Origin of the sequence: Nostoc sp. UIC 10607, assembly GCF_047228265.1 — a bacterium.
In the GTDB taxonomy this organism is placed as follows: Bacteria; Cyanobacteriota; Cyanobacteriia; order Cyanobacteriales; family Nostocaceae; genus Nostoc; species Nostoc foliaceum_A.
This window is the reverse complement of the sequence record NZ_JBIQNW010000013.1, coordinates 39,326-56,697: the sequence shown is the minus strand read 5'-3', so window position 1 is coordinate 56,697 and position 17,372 is coordinate 39,326. Positions and strand designations below refer to the sequence as shown.

The 17,372-nt window shown below is 41.7% G+C and carries 11 protein-coding genes and 2 pseudogenes; 9 read left to right on the top strand and 4 right to left on the bottom strand.

Annotation, left to right across the window (positions count from 1 at the left end; all coding sequences use genetic code 11):
• Positions 1–125: 125 nt before the first annotated feature.
• Positions 126–2,231, bottom strand: coding sequence for an acylase (locus ACEYW6_RS14580; protein ID WP_412980254.1), 2,106 nt, complete (start codon positions 2,229–2,231; stop codon positions 126–128).
• On the bottom strand, positions 2,221–2,415 hold the full coding sequence (locus ACEYW6_RS14575) for a hypothetical protein (protein ID WP_412980253.1): 195 nt from the start codon (positions 2,413–2,415) through the stop codon (positions 2,221–2,223). Before ACEYW6_RS14575 ends, ACEYW6_RS14580 begins: the two co-directional genes overlap by 11 nt.
• A 331-nt stretch (positions 2,416–2,746) precedes the next feature.
• Between ACEYW6_RS14575 and ACEYW6_RS14570 the strand changes: the two genes are divergently transcribed.
• From ACEYW6_RS14570 to ACEYW6_RS14560, 3 genes are read left to right on the top strand one after another with little or no spacing between them, the layout of a single operon-like run.
• Positions 2,747–3,778 (top strand): FecCD family ABC transporter permease, encoded by a 1,032-nt coding sequence (locus ACEYW6_RS14570; protein WP_412980252.1) that lies wholly within the window; start codon positions 2,747–2,749, stop codon positions 3,776–3,778.
• Complete coding sequence (locus ACEYW6_RS14565; protein ID WP_412980251.1) at positions 3,775–4,815, top strand: FecCD family ABC transporter permease; 1,041 nt, start codon at positions 3,775–3,777, stop codon at positions 4,813–4,815. Before ACEYW6_RS14570 ends, ACEYW6_RS14565 begins: the two co-directional genes overlap by 4 nt.
• An 18-nt stretch (positions 4,816–4,833) precedes the next feature.
• Positions 4,834–5,652 (top strand): ABC transporter ATP-binding protein, encoded by an 819-nt coding sequence (locus tag ACEYW6_RS14560; protein WP_412980250.1) that lies wholly within the window; start codon positions 4,834–4,836, stop codon positions 5,650–5,652.
• A gap of 405 nt (positions 5,653–6,057) precedes the next feature.
• Here ACEYW6_RS14560 and tnpA read toward each other — a convergent pair.
• Positions 6,058–6,431: pseudogene (gene tnpA / locus ACEYW6_RS14555) on the bottom strand (IS200/IS605 family transposase).
• 104 nt (positions 6,432–6,535) lie between these two features.
• Between tnpA and ACEYW6_RS14550 the strand changes: the two are divergent.
• Both ACEYW6_RS14550 and ACEYW6_RS14545 read left to right on the top strand, forming a co-directional pair.
• The gene (locus tag ACEYW6_RS14550; protein WP_412980249.1) at positions 6,536–7,747 is read left to right on the top strand and encodes an RNA-guided endonuclease InsQ/TnpB family protein; all 1,212 of its coding nucleotides are present in this window, start codon (positions 6,536–6,538) and stop codon (positions 7,745–7,747) included.
• Positions 7,748–7,802: 55 nt separating this feature from the next.
• Positions 7,803–8,765, top strand: coding sequence for a hypothetical protein (locus tag ACEYW6_RS14545; RefSeq protein WP_412980248.1), 963 nt, complete (start codon positions 7,803–7,805; stop codon positions 8,763–8,765).
• A 539-nt stretch (positions 8,766–9,304) separates the two neighbouring features.
• On the opposite strand, the gene ACEYW6_RS14540 is transcribed toward ACEYW6_RS14545, so the two are convergent.
• Positions 9,305–10,534, bottom strand: coding sequence for an AAA family ATPase (locus tag ACEYW6_RS14540; protein WP_190893395.1), 1,230 nt, complete (start codon positions 10,532–10,534; stop codon positions 9,305–9,307).
• A gap of 80 nt (positions 10,535–10,614) precedes the next feature.
• On the opposite strand from ACEYW6_RS14540, the gene ACEYW6_RS14535 reads away from it, so the two are divergent.
• From ACEYW6_RS14535 to ACEYW6_RS14520, 4 genes and pseudogenes are all read left to right on the top strand, one after another.
• Positions 10,615–10,809: a hypothetical protein gene (locus ACEYW6_RS14535; protein ID WP_412980247.1), complete on the top strand. Its 195-nt coding sequence runs from the start codon at positions 10,615–10,617 to the stop codon at positions 10,807–10,809.
• Positions 10,810–11,023: 214 nt separating this feature from the next.
• Complete coding sequence (locus tag ACEYW6_RS14530; RefSeq protein WP_412980246.1) at positions 11,024–13,822, top strand: filamentous hemagglutinin N-terminal domain-containing protein; 2,799 nt, start codon at positions 11,024–11,026, stop codon at positions 13,820–13,822.
• A gap of 14 nt (positions 13,823–13,836) precedes the next feature.
• Complete coding sequence (locus tag ACEYW6_RS14525) at positions 13,837–16,437, top strand: CHAT domain-containing protein (protein WP_412980245.1); 2,601 nt, start codon at positions 13,837–13,839, stop codon at positions 16,435–16,437.
• Between the two features lie 315 nt (positions 16,438–16,752).
• A pseudogene (locus ACEYW6_RS14520) lies at positions 16,753–17,372 on the top strand (hypothetical protein); the annotation flags it as partial.

The window sequence follows — 17,372 nt, the reverse complement described above, 5'->3', positions numbered from 1 at the left end:
GTGGATATCTCTCAATTTTTCAACCGAAGTCTTGTACAGACAGAATAAGATTCTGGGGAAACAGTAGTAGCTCAGTAGCCTGATATTTGGTAATCTGATCTTTCATAGCTGTCTCCCCAGAATCCTCAGAATATTTTACGTTCTTCTAGATGAGCAAGAATATCTGAGCGCGATCGCCATACAGGACGCAACTTTTTGTTAGCAAACATCTGTAACTGATCGCCAATGTGAGGCGATCCGGGTTGAGATGCATTACCGTAGCTGGTGAGTGCCATTGCTCGTACAGGGTTAGAAAATTCAATTGCAGCCACATAGGAATCACCTGCAAAGGCTTGGAACTGACCATTTTCTCCTGGAGCAGAATTCAGTACACGGAAAATTCCCAGGTTGCCATCCCCACCATTACTAGGCAAATCCTTATCACCCAATTTTAGCCGAAAAACCTGTCCCCACGGTACATCAAGCGCCCCATAGGTTTTTTCTACCTCTGCTGCGACTGCTTGCAAAGTTGCAACTGCACTTTCAGGATTAGCTAAACCATCGGGTGTGGTGCGTGGAGAATTTTCATTCCAGGGTTTACTAAAGGCCTTATCTAAGTCCATCTGTTGTACCCAAAAGGCAAATAATACAGCCCCGCGACTATCTCCATTGGCTTGCCGATCCCAGGCTTCTAGGACATTGGCTGCTTTTTGCCCTATGTCCTGACCGTACTTGCGTGCAGCTGGAATTAAATCATCCAAAATCCGATCAGCCAGTTCCATACGGGTAGAGTGCTTGTATGCAACCATTTCATCAAAAGAGATTTTGTCATCCTCAGCCAACATCCTTACAGAACGTTGGGAGCGGAAATCCATAAAACGAGGTGCCATGTAAGGTGGGTAATTATCTGCTTTAATGGCGGCTGGAAAGGTAGTTGTCCAAGGTGGATCATTTGTATTTTGTAACCAGCCACTCTTAGGGTCAACTATGCGTGGTAAATCTTGGTAAGGATGAATTTTTGTCCACAAGGTTTTAGATGTATTGCCTGGAATTATGCTTTGCCAGTATTCAAAATCACCCTTAGAGCGCACTGGAACTTGACCGTTGAATAGGTGCATAATATGCCCTTCTCGATCTGCATACATCACCGTAAACATTGGTAGTTGCAAGCGCTTAAGTACGGCTTGAAACTGGCTAAGGTTGTTTGCTCGTGCCATATCCCACCATTGCTGGAGTACGCCTGGCCGGTCAAGACCTGCAACTCTCAGCGCCACGGCTTTACCTGCTTTCTCAGCTATTACAGGCCCGTGAACAGAACTTTTTACTACTAATGGTTGCTCTTGCAAGGAGCCATCTTTCTGTTTCACCTTCAAGGAGAGGGTTTTTGTCTGGAAATTACGAACTTTGTCATCAAAGCGGTACCCATTACCTCCCAGTGTGAGTTCATAAAGATCCCAACCATCATAGGTGTTAACTGTGTGAGTCCAACCTAAGTTGTTGTTAAAGGCGATCGCTAATACAGGAATACCTACAAGTGTTGCTCCATAAGCATCAATTCCTGGTGCGGTGATTTGGGCTTCATACCACAAAAATAAATCTGACCAAGGTAAGTGTGGGTTTGCTAGCAACATTGCGTTCCCATTAGCAGAATGACTTGGTGCGATCGCCCAACCATTAGATCCTGCTTGCAATTTTTCTTTGCTCAGATCTAATACTTCCTCTGGATTGACTACAAAGGTGAAATTGAGCACCCGATGTAAGTGAGCCATGACATCTTCTGCCTTGACTGGTAGCACCGCCTCAACCTGATCATCAATCAAGTTAGGATTTTGTTTTGCATAAGCATTGATCCCAGTAGCAAAAGCATCAAGATAACTACGAAAAGTTGGACTCTGTGCTTTGTACCAAGAACGAGCGCGTTCTGGTACTCCCGCAGTCTGTACCCAACGATCTGACTCTAGGTATTCCTCTCCCCAATATTCGGCGGCGCGTCCCCGTGCTTGACCATAGAGACGCAAAAGCAAATCTCCATGACTTTGCATTTGTGCCCAACCAAAGGCATAAAATGCACTCCGCTCATCTTTGCCGTAGATGTGCGGCACACCATAGGTATCCCATAATATCTCTGTGGATTTTGTTGGTACAGCCATAGTGCGGCTTCCGACAAACAAAACCAGTATGAAACTGAGTATTAAGGGTAAAACGCGTATTGATTTTCTTTTGTAAACCTTAAGTAAAAGATCAATCCTCATGAACACCACCATTTACAGATGTAACGCCTGGTGACTGAAACTGCTGTTGGTCAAAGAACAAGCTGGGAAGAAAAGTTTTCCCTTTGCCCTTCTGCACATCTGCAAAGGAACTTCCAAATAAAAAAACATCCAACTCTTTTTGTGGGGTAGGCCAAAGAGCCAGACCCTCAATAAGGGTGGACATCTTGTCCGCCCCACAAGTAGTAGTGATTTATTTCTTGGTAATCCTTAGAGCAGCCTCTTGATAACAAGGTAAAGCTGCACGCAAGTGACTTTGACAAAGCAGATTTAAGTTGATCTAACAATACCACTTTGTTGAGAAAGTATATCAAAGCTGGAACGGTATCCTTTATTCCGTTTAAAAAATCTGGAAAAGACTACGCGATCGTGTAATCTATATATTTATCAAGAAAGATTATCAACTCCAATGATTAAAAAGCTGTTAAATATTGAGAGTGCCTATTGAAAAAACAACCTACCAGCAGAGCGTAATATTTTCAAATAATGGCAGGATAATGATAAAAGCGACCACAGTATCACTTAGAGAATTGAAAAAGCCACCAATTACAGCCTTATTTGGTCTGGTTTTTGGACTGTGTATGCTGCTAATTTGTTTAATATACAGTGTGACACTAGGTGCAGCAGAAATACCTGTTAGCAAGATTTTGACATCTTTTATAGCCTTTGATGGTTCCTATGATCACTTAGTTATTCAGACTGTGAGATTACCGCGATCGCTAATTGCTATCCTTGTAGGTTCAGCCCTTGCCGTATCGGGAGCATTGATGCAGGGTTTGACGCGAAACCCCTTAGCAGATCCAGGTATTTTAGGTATTGAGTCGGGAGCCGCCCTCTTTGTCGTTGTGGCAATTTTTGTTTTTGGCAGCTCATCCCTAAGTGTTTACGCCCTTGTGGCATTTCTGGGCGCGGGAGTAACAGCGGTGTTAGTTTACATCCTTGGTTCTCTGGGACGGGGAGGAGCCACCCCACTGAATCTGACAGTAGCAGGAGCGGCGTTAACTGCTCTGATTTCTTCCTTCACCACCGGTATCCTCATTGTCAGTCAACAAACCCTCGAACAAGTTAGATTTTGGTTAGCTGGTTCGTTATCTGGTCGAGATTTTAATTTATTCTTACAACTACTGCCTTTCGTCGGCATCGGATTAGTAATAGCTTTTGCCCTCGGCAGACAAATTACCACTATGAGTTTAGGTGAAGATGTCGCCAAAGGGTTGGGTCAACAGACAGCTTGGATCAAAATATTTACCGCTATCAGCGTAGTCTTACTAGCAGGAAGTTCCGTCGCTCTTGCAGGGCCAATCGGCTTCATTGGTTTAGTTGTTCCCCATATAGTGAGATTTTACATTAAAGCCGATTACCGTTGGATATTACCTTATTGTGCAGTTTTGGGTGCTATTTTACTCTTGGTTGCAGACATTGCCGCCCGTGTATTGCTCAAACCACAGGAGTTACCTGTGGGTGTAATGACAGCAATAGTTGGCGCTCCTTTTTTTGTATACCTAGCTAAATCAAAGGTGAAAAAATGAGTTTTGATTGGCTAGTCATTCGTTCCCAAGCGATATCTTTCCGCATCGATCGACGTGTACCAATCATACTGCTATGTTTGGCAGTAGCGATCGCAGTGGCGATGGTGATGAATGTCGGGCGGGGTGAATATCCAATCTCGCCTTTAGATATCGTGAAAACTATATTGGGTTTAGATACAGGAAATCCAGACCATTCATTCGTGATTCAGAATCTCCGTCTACCCCGCACCCTTGTAGCTTTTATGGTAGGGATGGCGCTAGCAATTTCTGGGACTATCTTTCAAGGACTGACACGCAATCCATTGGCTGACCCAGGTATTATTGGCATCAATGCTGGGGCGAGTCTGGCGGCTGTTACAGTAATTGTACTATTTCCATCAGCACCAATTTACACCTTGCCTCTATCAGCCTTTGCTGGTGCTTTGCTAATGGCGATTTTAATTTACTCGCTAGCTTGGAATAACGGTAGTTCCCCGATTCTATTAATTTTAATGGGTGTTGGTTTATCTGCGATCGCCAGTGCCATAACCAGCTTGATGATTACCTTTGGCGAAATTTATGACGTTAGTAATGCTTTGGTTTGGTTAGCTGGGAGCGTCTACGGCCGGACTTGGGAGCAAGTCTTTTCCTTACTACCTTGGTTAATTGTTTTTGTGCCTATGGCTTTGACACTAGCAAGGCATTTGAACGCTCTTAACTTAGGAGATGATGTCGCCAAAAGTCTAGGTAGCCAGGTGGAATGGCAACGTGGTTTACTGGTGCTGGTGGGTGTAGCTTTAGCAGGTGCAGGAGTCGCCACCGCCGGAAATATTGGTTTTGTTGGTTTAATCGCACCCCATTTAGGACGACAGTTGGTAGGTGCAACCCATGAAAGCTTAGTTCCTACCTCCGCACTGTTGGGGGGAGTGATTGTTGTAATGGCAGACTTGCTAGGAAGAACGCTATTTGCACCTATTGAACTTCCTTGTGGGGTGGTAACTGCTGCTGTTGGCGCTCCTTATTTTCTTTATTTATTAATTCGTAATCGCAAAAAATAAAGCTGAGAAATATCACCTATGAAAGGACTGTCAACCAAAAATCTGTCTTTAGCCTACGATGGTGCGCTGATTATCCGTGACCTGAATTTGGCAATCCCTAACGGACAAATTAGTGCTTTAGTTGGTGCTAATGGTTGTGGGAAATCAACGTTGTTACGAGGTTTGGCAAGATTGCTTAAACCCTGTGGCGGTAATGTCTATCTTGATGGAACGTCTATTTTTAATCTTTCCACTAAAGAAGTAGCGCAGCAGTTAGGTATTTTACCCCAAGGGCCAGTAGCACCGGAAGGGTTAACAGTACAAGATTTGGTAGCACAAGGGCGTTACCCTTATCAAAATTGGTTGCAGCAGTGGTCGGCAAAAGATGAAAAAATCGTACAGCAGGCACTCTTAATTACAGATTTGTTGGAATTAGCAGATAGAGGATTAGATACTTTGTCTGGTGGACAACGACAGAGAGCTTGGATTGCAATGGCACTAGCGCAAGATACAGATATTTTACTTTTAGATGAACCGACTACTTTTTTGGATTTGACCCACCAAATAGAGATTTTGGATTTGTTGTATGAGTTGAACCAAACTCAGGGGCGAACAATTGTGATGGTGCTGCATGATTTAAATCAGGCTTGTCGTTATGCTGATTACTTAGTTGCAGTTAAAGATGGTCGAATTTTTGCTGCTGGCGAACCAGAGCTAGTCATGACTCAAGAAATGGTTCAGGAGGTTTTTGGATTGAAGTGTCGGATTATTCTTGACCCACTTGTGGGGACACCGATGTGTTTACCTATAGGACGCAAGGGTAAAGGAAGTGAATTATCCCACTCTGCCAGAGCCTGAGAGTTGGGAGAGATGGCGCATTTAATTTAACGGCGTTGAGCCGTTAAATTAAATAATTTCCTGAAACTACTTTGTCAATAGAGAATTTTTATTTCGCCTTGACTGACTTCTGCCAGCAATAATCGAATCCATAGGACTCCGATTCGTTTTATCAAAGTTGTATCTGAAATATTGTTCAGAAATAAGACAGGAGTCCTATACAACTGAGAAATTTTAAAATTTGATACTAATTACACAATGCAATCCTAGTGTATTATGAGAGTAGTAACAGTCTACTAAGACTTGTTATAAACGTAATTCTATCTGAATGGAGCAAGAGGACTCCCGTTACAGTCGTCAGACTTAACGGGATTATGAATTGCGACCAATATAAAATTGAGCGTAGCGAATCATTGTTTTGGAAGTTCAAAGGTTATCAACGTAATTATTTAATTGTTCAACCGTGACACCTCCACAACTAGCCCGGAGGCGGAGCATCTCCGGCTCCGCACAAAATACGCACCAGTCCAAAAGTAAGGTTTGTTATAGAAGTATTTTTTAGCCAACCAGGGGTATTCTTTACGAATTAATCTACTACTCACTGTTTTGATATTTCCAATCAGTGTTGATAGTGGCTTATCTGGTTTATAGTCAATTAATAGACGCACATGGTCTGCTTCGCCATTAAACTCTAGTAATTCACCATCCCATTTTTTAAGGGTATCTGTGATGATTTCTTTTAGCCTGTTTAGTATTTCGGCATTAATAGCTTTTCTACGGGACTTCACAACTAGAACAATGTGAGCGTTAAGCCTGGAAACACACGTAAAACCATGATGTTACATATATTGGCAAGAGGTAGCGGTAAGCAGTATATTACCATAAGTTTCTCAATGCTGTATTGATGTTAGATGTACTGAAGGTCAGAATTTACCCAAACAAAGAACAGGAAATACCCCTAGCTAAAAGCTTCGGATGTTCCCGTTTTATTTGGAATTTCTACCTTAATAAAACTAATAATCAGTACGAAGAAACTGGTAAGGGAATGACTTACTGCCAGATGGCTAAAGACCTTACTCAGTTGAAGAAACTAGCTGATTTTGAATGGTTGCAAGAACCAACTGCTGCTGTTCTACAACAGTCACTAAAAAACCTGGAATCTGCGTTTAAAAACTTTTTTGCAAAACGTACAGGATTCCCAAAATTCAAAAGCAAGCATTCTAAACAGTCAATCCGATTTCCTGAAAGCTGTTCAATCAAAGATGGCGGATTAAAGCTACCTAAACTCGGTATTGTTAAAGCTAGTCTCTCAAAGAATATTAATGACAAGATTAAATCTGTGACTGTTTCTAAAACAAGTACAGACAAATATTTTGCAGTAATATTATTTGAAACTGGAGATTTAACAAACACTAAGGAAGGAAAAATATCAGGAATTGATTTAGGATTAACCAGTTTAATAACTGTATTTGACGGTGAAAGCTGTTATAAAGTTGACCCCATCAAACCCACTAGAAAATATGCCAAACGACTGCGAATTAGACAGAAAGCTTTATCTCGTAAAGTAAAGGGGTCTAGCAATAGATGTAAAGCAATTAAGGTAGTTGCTAAAGTTCACGAAAAAATATCAAATACAAGACAAGACTTTCTCCATAAACTCTCACGAAAGTTAGTTGATGATAACCAAGTCATAGTAACTGAGAACCTTTGTATTAAAGGGTTGACACGCACCAATTTGGCTAAGTCAATACATGATGCTGGTTTTGGTATGCTGCTTAATTTCATTAGTTACAAACTAGAGAGAGAGGGAGGTAAATTTGTTCAAGTTGACAGATTCTTTCCTAGTTCAAAGCTTTGTTCATGCTGCGATCATAAGAATGACTCGTTGAATTTAAGTGTCCGTGAGTGGATTTGTTCAAGTTGCCAAACAACCCATGATAGGGATGAAAATGCCTCACGAAACTTGAGAGAAGAAGGCATAAAAATACTGTCAACAAATACGGTAGGACATACCGAACTTCAAGCTTGTGGAGAAGCAGTAAGACTCGTTGGTACTTGTACCCAAAAGCGTGTTTCTGAGAAGCAAGAATCTCCCGCTACACCGCTTTGCGGTTAGCGGTGAGAGTGTCAAAAGTCCGTAAACAATTATTAAAAATGATATGAATTCCAATATGCAAGAAAGTGCTGTGCAGACATCTTCCATAATTTATGGAGTACACTTTGCGACCAAGAAAAACCTCAGTATGGTTAGTACAAGTGTAGCCAATGAAACTGCAAAAAAAATTTGTAATCCAGCAGGAAAGCCATTGCACACTTCAGAAGTGGAAAATATAGCCCATACGACCCCTGAAATATCTCTAATATCTTTAGATATAGAAACTGGTAAACAGTTATCCCACTCGCCAATTTCGGTTAACACCGTTGAGAATAAAAATACACGTACTCCAGATGTGCATAAAGCCTTCCATAGCAACCCTTATGAGCGGCTAACAAGTCTCACTCATCTATCTAACGGGACGTTCATTATCACCTGTGTAGCACGCACGCAAAATGGCGATTTTAATCGTCTCATATTTTTTAATCGTGACAAGTCTTCTCGAACTCACAAAGCTCTAAAAGTGTGGGGATTTCAACAGGATAATAGTACTTTAGAAAGTCTGCTAGAAACTCAAGATGGCAAGCTTTTGGGCATAGTTGGTCTAAGAGGGGGTGTTCCACCTTTTGAGTTAGCAACCATTGACTATGAGACGGGTAAAGTAACTTATGATGCACTATTACCCGATTTGCAACCAGACCGACGCTACAGTAATCTCGCCCAATCCCCTGTTAATAGAAAAATTTATGCTACAAGCATGGGTATGGGGTACAGTGTGCATTTGGTGCAGTTAGATATGGAGAATAATTCAGTAATGACTGGCAAAGCACTAATTATCAAGTTGTCAGAATTACACTTCAACAATAAACCTTTAGAAAGCGACTTGCTCAGTTTAGCTTTTTCTCCATTAGGAAAACTATATGCAGTTGCTAATCTCAATCATGAGCCAATGAATTCTTTATTCACCGTGGATATCGATACAGGAGAGATGACGCTAGTGAGAAAATTAGCAGTTATTAAAATTGCCTTTGCTGATTAATAAGACTTATCCGAAAACTCGCAAGCTAATATTTACAAAGCTTTTAGACCAAGCTTTAATATAGTCATCGGTATGCAGTTATTAGTCAAAATTGCCGAAAGTCTGTAACAAGCCGTTGCGATCGCAACCCAAGAAAAGCCAATACGCTTGGGTTAAGGCTTAACTCTTTGTCAAACAAAGTCAATTTTTTAACGAACCGCATACTCCTAGGTCGAAGCAAGCTAGCAAGAGCGTCTCGTTAGAGAAGGACACATAGACACGTTCGCGGAGTGTCTCGTAGAGAAGTGGCTTCCCGTTCGCGTAGCGTCTCCGAAGGAGAAGGGTAGGACGCAAAGGAAGAGAAGAAAGAGAAGAAAGAGAAGAAAGAGAAGAAAGAGAAAAAAGAGAAAAAAGGGAAGAAAAAAATGCTTAACTGAACTGTATTGCAAGAAAATCTGCCGCCGATTTTGCTAAAGTTGTTCAGAATTCAGGTATCAGCAATATTGATTCTGAGCGAAAGCGGAGCGTCTCCGGCTCCGCTCCTAAATTCTTCTTTGATTTTAGTTTTCTAAATCTTTGCTGCTAACAGTTGTGCTGATCATTTGTTCTCGCAAAATTGCAACTTGAGAAATCATGATTTTCTCTAACGCACCATCTTCCATTGCTCCCATCCAACGAATCATTGACGAGAGAAATAGTTCTTTGAGGTAGGCAAAAGAAAAGCCTTCAGTTAATGCAACCATCTGACTCACAGCCGGCTCAGACAAGCCCATAGCAGTTTTTAATTTATCATTCCATAATGTGATGTAGGCTTCTCGTTCTGGGATAGCTGGCAAGTCAAAATGATATTTGCGGTCAAAGCGACTGGGGCGATCGCTAATTGCTGAATCTAAACGTTCTGGATGATTAGTGGTTGCAATGGTCACAATTCCTTCATTAGAGGCAAAGCCATCAAGTTCATTTAAAAAGAAAGAGCGATTTTCATCATTCAATAGAGAATCAATATCTTCTAATACCAAAATACAAGGGGCTGACTGCCGTGCCTGTTTGAATACATTACGGATATTTTCGCTATCAGTTGCATACTCAGATTTAAAGCTTTTAACATATAAACAAGGCTGCTGCATTTGATTAATTAATGCTTTCACTGTATGGGTTTTACCGTTTCCAGGCGAGCCAATTAATAAAATACCACGTTTCCAAGGAACACTATAATTTGTGTAAGTTTCGCGGGATGCAAAGAAGGTTATTAGGTCATCTTGAATGTCTTGTTTCAGAGTGCTATGCAAGACGAGATTATCAAAATTTGCGCTTTGAATAGATTGAAACAACTCTGGGTTTTTATTCCAGTACCCATCTTCAAAAACTAAAAGTTCATCACGAATTTCTGAGTTCCAATCACAAACTGCGGCAAAAAAGTTTTTAGCTAATTTTGTGCTATTAGCTAAAATCCAAAAATGGCGAGTTTTGCAATAACCTTCATGCCAACTCATTAAAAGTACATTAAGTTTTTCTCCTTGCCATGAAACTTCAAAACTGGCATTTTCAGTAAAATTGTAAATCTCGTTCTCCATACCGTTCCAACCAGTGAGGATTTGGTTATGGATATGAGTATCATATTGAATTTTGCAGAGGTTTGCCTCAGCGTACTTTTCTAAATTAAACGAACTATCATTACTTCCCAGCAACGTTTTTTTAGGATAAATAGCTGCTAACTGCTGACTAACATGATAGGAAATAGCATCATTAGGTAAACTAAGTGCTTCTGTAATTAGTTTTTGAATTTTCATGTTTATTTATTCTTCTGGTTAACTAGCACTTAGAAAGATATCAAATTAGGATAATCTAATCTAACATTAAGATGTCAGTAATGTGTGTAGTCCAGAGATTAGCAAAGCGATCGCCTAGATTTAAACTATCAGATGGATACACTGTTATAGATGCAGCCGATGCCGATGATCGTGAGAGTGGGGCAGTTCTGGAGTCCCTTAAAGCCGCGTCTCTGAAATTGGATGCAATCGAGTGTCAATTCATCAAGGACACTGACCTTTCAAGTTTAGTATAAGCTTTCTTGCTAGTACAGGTAAATTAACAAATAAAACATGAGTGCGGTAGCACGATAATGGAATTTGGATTGATATAGAGATTCTGTCTTCAATAATTTTTTACAATTGGATAAAATCTCCATTCTTGGTAAACCTAAAAAAATCAAAAAGTGTTATTATTTATAACAACAATTAATCTTTATTTTGTAAAAATTGTTTAAACTCTTAAGAGAATTGTTACTTTTTACATTAGCCCTTTCGGCGCTGAGTTCTTCTATTTTTGGAAAAAACCATGTCCTCGCCGAAATTAAAGCTGATACCACCTTGGGAAGTGAATCATCAATCTTAATCCAAGAGGTTGAGGTTAAAGAAGCAATAGGCAATCGTATCGATGGTGGTGCAGTCCGAGGAGCAAACCTATTTCACAGCTTTGGCGAATTTAGCATTGGTAACGAACAACGGGTTTACTTCTCTAACCCCAGGGGAGTAGAGAATATCCTCACGAGAGTCACAGGTAATAACCACTCCAAGATTTTGGGGACACTAGGGGTTTTAGGTAATGCAAATCTGTTTTTAATTAACCCCAATGGTATTGTATTTGGAGTCAATGCAAGATTAGACATTGCAGGTTCTTTTGTGGCGAGTACAGCTGATAGTTTGAGATTTGATAACAATTTTGCTTTTAGTGCTACTAATCCCCAAATTCCTCCCTTGTTGACTGTCAATGTACCCCTTGGCTTACAATTTGCCGCAAATCCAGGTAGTATCCTCAACCAATCCACTGTTAAGGATAGTAATGGTGAAATTGTCGGACTCCAGGTGCAACCGCAAAGAACCCTTGCACTTGTAGGAGGCGATATTTTTCTAGAACAAGGGAGGATGAAAGCAGATGGGGGACAGATAGAATTGGGATCTGTCTTCGGCAATGGTCTTGTCCACTTGAACTGGTCATTTGCCTCTGATGCTATTCCTCTGACATTAAGCTATGAAGGCATTGAAAATTATCGGGATATCCAATTGTCTCGTAGGGCTGAAATCATTGCTAATTCTGACAGTATTAGTCAAAGTATAGGTAGCGTTCATCTCCAAGGTAGGCAAGTCACTCTCAGCGAAGAATCAGGAATTTTTAACCGCAACAGAGGTTCTGGAAAGCCAGGAAGTGTCATTATCAACGCCACAGATTTGGTAGAAATGAGTGGAGGTTCCCCGATTGACGAGAACAGTCTAATCAATGTCGCTAATTCTGGTTCTGGAGAGGGAAGCAGCGTAATTATTAACACTAGCCGATTGATTATGGGGGATGGCTCAGGTATTTTTGCTAACACCAGAGGTGTAGGTCAAGGTGGAAGAATAATTGTGAATGCCTTGAATTCTGTAGAACTCTTTGGAACTTCATTCAATGGGTCTTCTACTGGTCTTTTTGCCACAACTCAGGCTGAGGGAAGAGGCGGCAATATAACGATTGATACTGGACGGTTAATCGTTAAAGATGGAGGAGTCGTATCGGTTTCTACTTTCAACACGGGTCAGGGAGGAGAACTGACAGTGATTGCGAAAGAATTTGTAGAGCTAAGTGGAATATACGGGGGTGGACGGAATTCCAGTGGCTTGTTTGCTCAATCTAATATAGGTGCTAAAGGTAATGCTGGAAATTTAACAATTAAAACTGGGCAGTTAGTTATCCGTAACGGCGCACAGATAGGAACATCCACTTTCTCTTCCGGGAATGGCGGAACAATGATTGTGGATGCCTCTAAGTCTGTGGAAGCCAACGGTACAGCCATAAGAAGCGATGGTTCTCAAGTAAGTAGCGGCATATTCAGTTCAGTTGGCAGGCGACCAGACATTACACAACCGACTGGTAAGGGAGGAGATATAACAATCAACACTAGTCGCTTAGTAGTTCAAGATGGAGCACAAATCCAAGCTAATACTTTTGCTAGAGGAGCGGGAGGAACATTAACTCTCAACGTAGAGAATTTACTGATTCAAAACGGGGGAGAAGTTGGCGCTAGCACCTTTAATGAGGGTTTAGGGGGAAAGGTGACTGTGAATGCCTTGGAATCTGTAGAAGTATCTGGTTCTGGAATAGGAGATACTGGGTTGGGAAATTCTAGTATTCGTAGAGTTAATAGTATATTGTCTGCTGGTTCGCAAGGGTTCGGAAATTCTGGCAATCTCACAATTGCTACAAAGAATTTGGTTGTGCGAGATGGAGGTCAAGTTACTGTTAGTGGTTTGGGAGTAGGCAATCCAGGTAATTTAGATATCACCGCCAAGGCTATCTTGCTGAACGAGGGAGCGCTCTCTGCTACCACAGCCTCTGGTAGTGAAGCTAACATTCAGCTTAGAGTATCCGATCTGGTAGTATTGCGGAATAATAGTTCAATTAGTGCCCAAGCCTTCGACAAAGGTGATGGCGGCAATATCAATATTGATACAAGTTTTGTGGTTGCTGTCCCTAACGAAAATAGCGACATCATTGCCAACGCCTTCGAGGGTTCGGGAGGCAAAATAAATATTACCGCTCAAGGTATTTTTGGATTGCAATTCCGTGAAACTTTAACACCCCTCAGTGACATCAACGCCAGTTCAGAACTGGGAATTAATGGAGTTGTAGACATTAACACACCCGATGTCGACCCCAGCCGCGGACTAGCGAATTTGCCCACAAATATAGTAGATGCTTCCACACTCATTGCCCAAACCTGTAAGAGTGCTGGGGGAGTAACAGCCAATCAACAAAGTGAATTTATAGTCACTGGGCGAGGTGGTTTGCCACCTAACCCCATTGAGCCACTTAGCAGTGATGCCATCTGGCAAGACTTGCAACCCCACGCATTGCTTAATGAACAGATCAGTGGCTCTCAACAAGAGGTAAGCTTAGTTTCACAAACACCTGCTGCGATCGCCGAAGCTCAAGGATGGGTAACTAATGCTGATGGTACTATTACCCTTGTAGCTCAAGCTCCAACTACTACTCCTCACAACTCTTCACTCACACCTGTTAATTGTCCAGTTGCCCAAAACTGATGTTGGACTCTCAGATGGCAAAAAAACAGCCAAGATTTTTGCGTAAAGCTCTAGCTTTTCTGCTTTGTGTGCTAACGGGGATGAGTCTAACTCTGATGCTCGAATTCAGGCAAGTTACAGCCTCTTCTGTTCAACCTCTGCTTGTAGAAGAGAAAATGGAGCAGAGATCAACACAATATTTATCGAACTCAAATTTAATTAAACAAGGTAGAGAACTGTACCAAGCAGAACGATATGCTGATGCTGTAAATATTTGGCAATTGGCACTCAAAGCAGAAAAGAATTTATCGTCTCAAGCTATGGTGCTAAATTATCTCTCCTTGGCTCACCAGCAGTTGGGACAGTGGCAGCAGGCAACTAAGACAATTAGCTCTAGCTTGAATTTAATCCAAAACTCCAAACAGACAACAGCACAAACAAAACTCATCTTTGGCCAAGCGCTCAACACTCAAGGAAGTTTGCAATTAGCTCAAGGTAAGGCAGAAGAAGCTCTCAATAGTTGGCAACAGGCAACTGCCATTTATATCACAGCAGGCTATACACAAGGCAGAATTGGCAGTTTAATTAATCAAGCTCAAGCCCAACAAGCTCTAGGGCTTTATCTCCAAGCTCGTAAAACCCTAGCAGAAGTAGAACAAACACTAGAGAATCAACCAGACCGGCAGTTAAAAACTACAGGATTGCGTAGCCTGGGCAACGTTCTTAAATCAGTGGGCGCTTTCGCTGATTCTCGCAGAGTTTTACAGCAAAGTTTGCAGATGCTACAGGGTGGCGCTAATGCGTCACAACAAGAATTGAGTGCAACCTTACTCAGCCTGGGTAACACAGCTTATGCCCAAAGCAATACAGATGCAGCATTGGCATATTACGAACAGGCTGCAACTACTGCCTCTGCAAGCAACATGACGCAGATTCAGTCTCAAATCAATCAACTCCAGCTATTGATAGCAACTGGACAAACGAAAAAAGCCGAGAATCTCTCGCTACAACTCCAGCCAAAGTTTAGTAATCTACCTCCCAGTCGCTCAACAATTTACTCTCGCATCAACCTTGCCAAAAGTTTGGTGAAACTGGGAACTAAAGGAAACGCTGAATCTGCTAAACTACTGGCGATCGCAATTCAAGAAGCTCAAAACTTAAGTGACCAACAAGCTGAGTCTTATGCTTTGGGTTATCTAGGTGGACTCTACGAACAAACTCAGCAGTGGTCAAATGCTCAAGATTTAACCCAGCAGGCTTTGCAAATAGCTCAAGCCATTAATACTCCACATATTAGTTATCAGTGGCAATGGCAATTAGGACGCATTTTAAAAGCCCAAGGGGAAATCAAGCCGGCAACATCTGCCTACGAAGTAGCTTTCACAACATTAAAATCTCTGCGTAGCGATTTGGTGGCAATTAACAATGATATTCAATTTACCTTCCGTGAAGCTGTAGAGCCTGTATATCGTGAATATGTACAATTACTGTTAAATCCGGGCGAAAGCGTAGAACCTAGTCAGGTGGAGCTAAAACAAGCCCGTCAAGTAATTGAATCACTACAACTAGCAGAACTCGACAACTTCTTTCGTTCAGCTTGTCTACAAGGTCAGATAGTACCGATTGAGCAGATTCAACAATCAGAAGCAGCGGTAATTTATCCCATCATTCTCCCAGACCGACTAGAAGTAATTCTGAGTTTACCTCAGCAGCCACTACGCCACTATGCCACCAAAATAAGTCAACACGAAGTAGAAGAAGTTATAGAGCAACTCAGAGAAAATTTAGAGAAGCCTTTCACAACACCTGAAGGAAAATTATTATCTGCAAAAGTTTACGACTGGTTAATTCGCCCTGTGGAAGCAGAACTGTCTGAAAGTCAGGTGAAAACATTAGTTTTCGTCTTAGATGGTTCTTTGCGGAATGTGGCGATCGCAGCCTTGTATGATGGCAAACAGTATTTGGTAGAGAAATACAGTATTGCCCTTACGCCTGGGTTAGAGCTATTGGGGCCCCGTCCTTTGCGCCAAGGTAGGCTAAAAACTTTGGTCGCTGGACTCACAGAAGCACGACATGGGTTTAGTTCCTTACCAAATGTCAGTGACGAATTAAAAGCAATTGAGTCGGAAGTGCCTAGCGAAGTTCTCGTGAATCAGAAATTTACTAGTTCAGAATTACGAAAACAGATTGACTCTGTGCCCTTCTCTGTAGTGCATCTGGCAACTCATGGTCAATTTAGTTCCAATGCTGATGAAACCTTTGTGCTGGCTTGGGATAAACCGATTAAACTCAACGAACTAAAAGATTTGCTTCGTAGCAGAGAGCAAACTACACCTGAGCCAATTGAATTACTCGTTCTCAGTGCTTGCGAAACTGCCGAGGGAGACAAACGAGCAGCTTTAGGACTGGCTGGGATGGCAATTCAAGCAGGTGCACGCAGTACCTTAGCTTCTCTTTGGAGTTTGGATGATGAATCGGGTGCTCGCCTCATTGGTCAATTTTATAAAGAATTGGCAACAAAGCAGGTGACAAAAGCAGAAGCACTGCGGCAAGCTCAACTCTCTCTTTTAAAAGACCCAGATTACCGCCATCCTTTACATTGGGCATCTTACGTCTTGCTGGGAAATTGGCTCTAGTGGGTTGTTAAAAAATTTTTTGGCTTTGTTCTTATTTGAGTGCATAAACCTCAAAAGTTAAACGTGTAACTCTGTGGAGGGTGAAGTAAGTAACGCCAACCAACAAATTCGAGGTTGCGGTAATTCAAACTACTTTAACTACTCTCCACAGAAGTTGAAGCCAGGTAGTCATTATTTCTGCCCAATGCAGATTTGTACAGTGGCAGCAAATCATCAGCATGATGAGCGATTTGCCCTGTTAATTTCGCCTAGCTCAACAGCAAATCAACTTATAAACAATCATACCGTTAACTACTCAACAAAGGAACGTAAACCATGACTACTAATTACACCTCTAAATCTGCTTTTTCGTCTCACCAATCTACTCGTAAGGAAAAATTTATGTCCCGCAAACCATTAGGTCTACTTGCAGCACTCATCAGTGTCGGTGTGCCACTATTTTCATTGAATTTTGCTCAACCTGCAATGGCACAAGATAAGGCTAATTGCATAGATGTTAAAGGTGTAGGTGTATGTGTTGAAGAAAAAGGTGCTGGTTACGAATTTTATGCCAAGCTTGGGCCAATCACCAGTCAGAAACAATATATAGGTCGTGATGGTGGCTGTGCGACTTTTGGTACTGTTGATTTTGCTGGCTCTTACGCCCAAGTACAAGGTTGTGTTAAGGGAAGTCCACTAAGATTTGAAGGGAAGGCAGAAGCATGTGCATTTCGCCGTTGCAAAGGTGACAATTTTGCCATCAATTTACCCAATTCAGGCAATACTGCTTCTCAACCAACCCAAAATCCAAACGCTTTAGGTAAATACCAACTTTTCTGGGATGGAGTGCAAGTTGGCATGGAACCTAGTTGGACACTTCAACAAGCGATCGCTAACCTAGAATTCAATAAGAAAAGCTATCCTGGCAAGAAAGTTGAAGGTTTATTCAACGGTCA

Bases quoted from the DNA above. Each gene is read 5' to 3' on its own strand.
- ACEYW6_RS14580 (WP_412980254.1), bottom strand. From the start codon at position 2,231: ATGAGGATTGATCTTTTACTTAAGGTTTACAAAAGAAAATCAATACGC.
- ACEYW6_RS14575 (WP_412980253.1), bottom strand. From the start codon at position 2,415: ATGTCCACCCTTATTGAGGGTCTGGCTCTTTGGCCTACCCCACAAAAA.
- ACEYW6_RS14570 (WP_412980252.1), top strand. From the start codon at position 2,747: ATGATAAAAGCGACCACAGTATCACTTAGAGAATTGAAAAAGCCACCA.
- ACEYW6_RS14565 (WP_412980251.1), top strand. From the start codon at position 3,775: ATGAGTTTTGATTGGCTAGTCATTCGTTCCCAAGCGATATCTTTCCGC.
- ACEYW6_RS14560 (WP_412980250.1), top strand. From the start codon at position 4,834: ATGAAAGGACTGTCAACCAAAAATCTGTCTTTAGCCTACGATGGTGCG.
- ACEYW6_RS14550 (WP_412980249.1), top strand. From the start codon at position 6,536: ATGTTAGATGTACTGAAGGTCAGAATTTACCCAAACAAAGAACAGGAA.
- ACEYW6_RS14545 (WP_412980248.1), top strand. From the start codon at position 7,803: ATGCAAGAAAGTGCTGTGCAGACATCTTCCATAATTTATGGAGTACAC.
- ACEYW6_RS14540 (WP_190893395.1), bottom strand. From the start codon at position 10,534: ATGAAAATTCAAAAACTAATTACAGAAGCACTTAGTTTACCTAATGAT.
- ACEYW6_RS14535 (WP_412980247.1), top strand. From the start codon at position 10,615: ATGTGTGTAGTCCAGAGATTAGCAAAGCGATCGCCTAGATTTAAACTA.
- ACEYW6_RS14525 (WP_412980245.1), top strand. From the start codon at position 13,837: ATGGCAAAAAAACAGCCAAGATTTTTGCGTAAAGCTCTAGCTTTTCTG.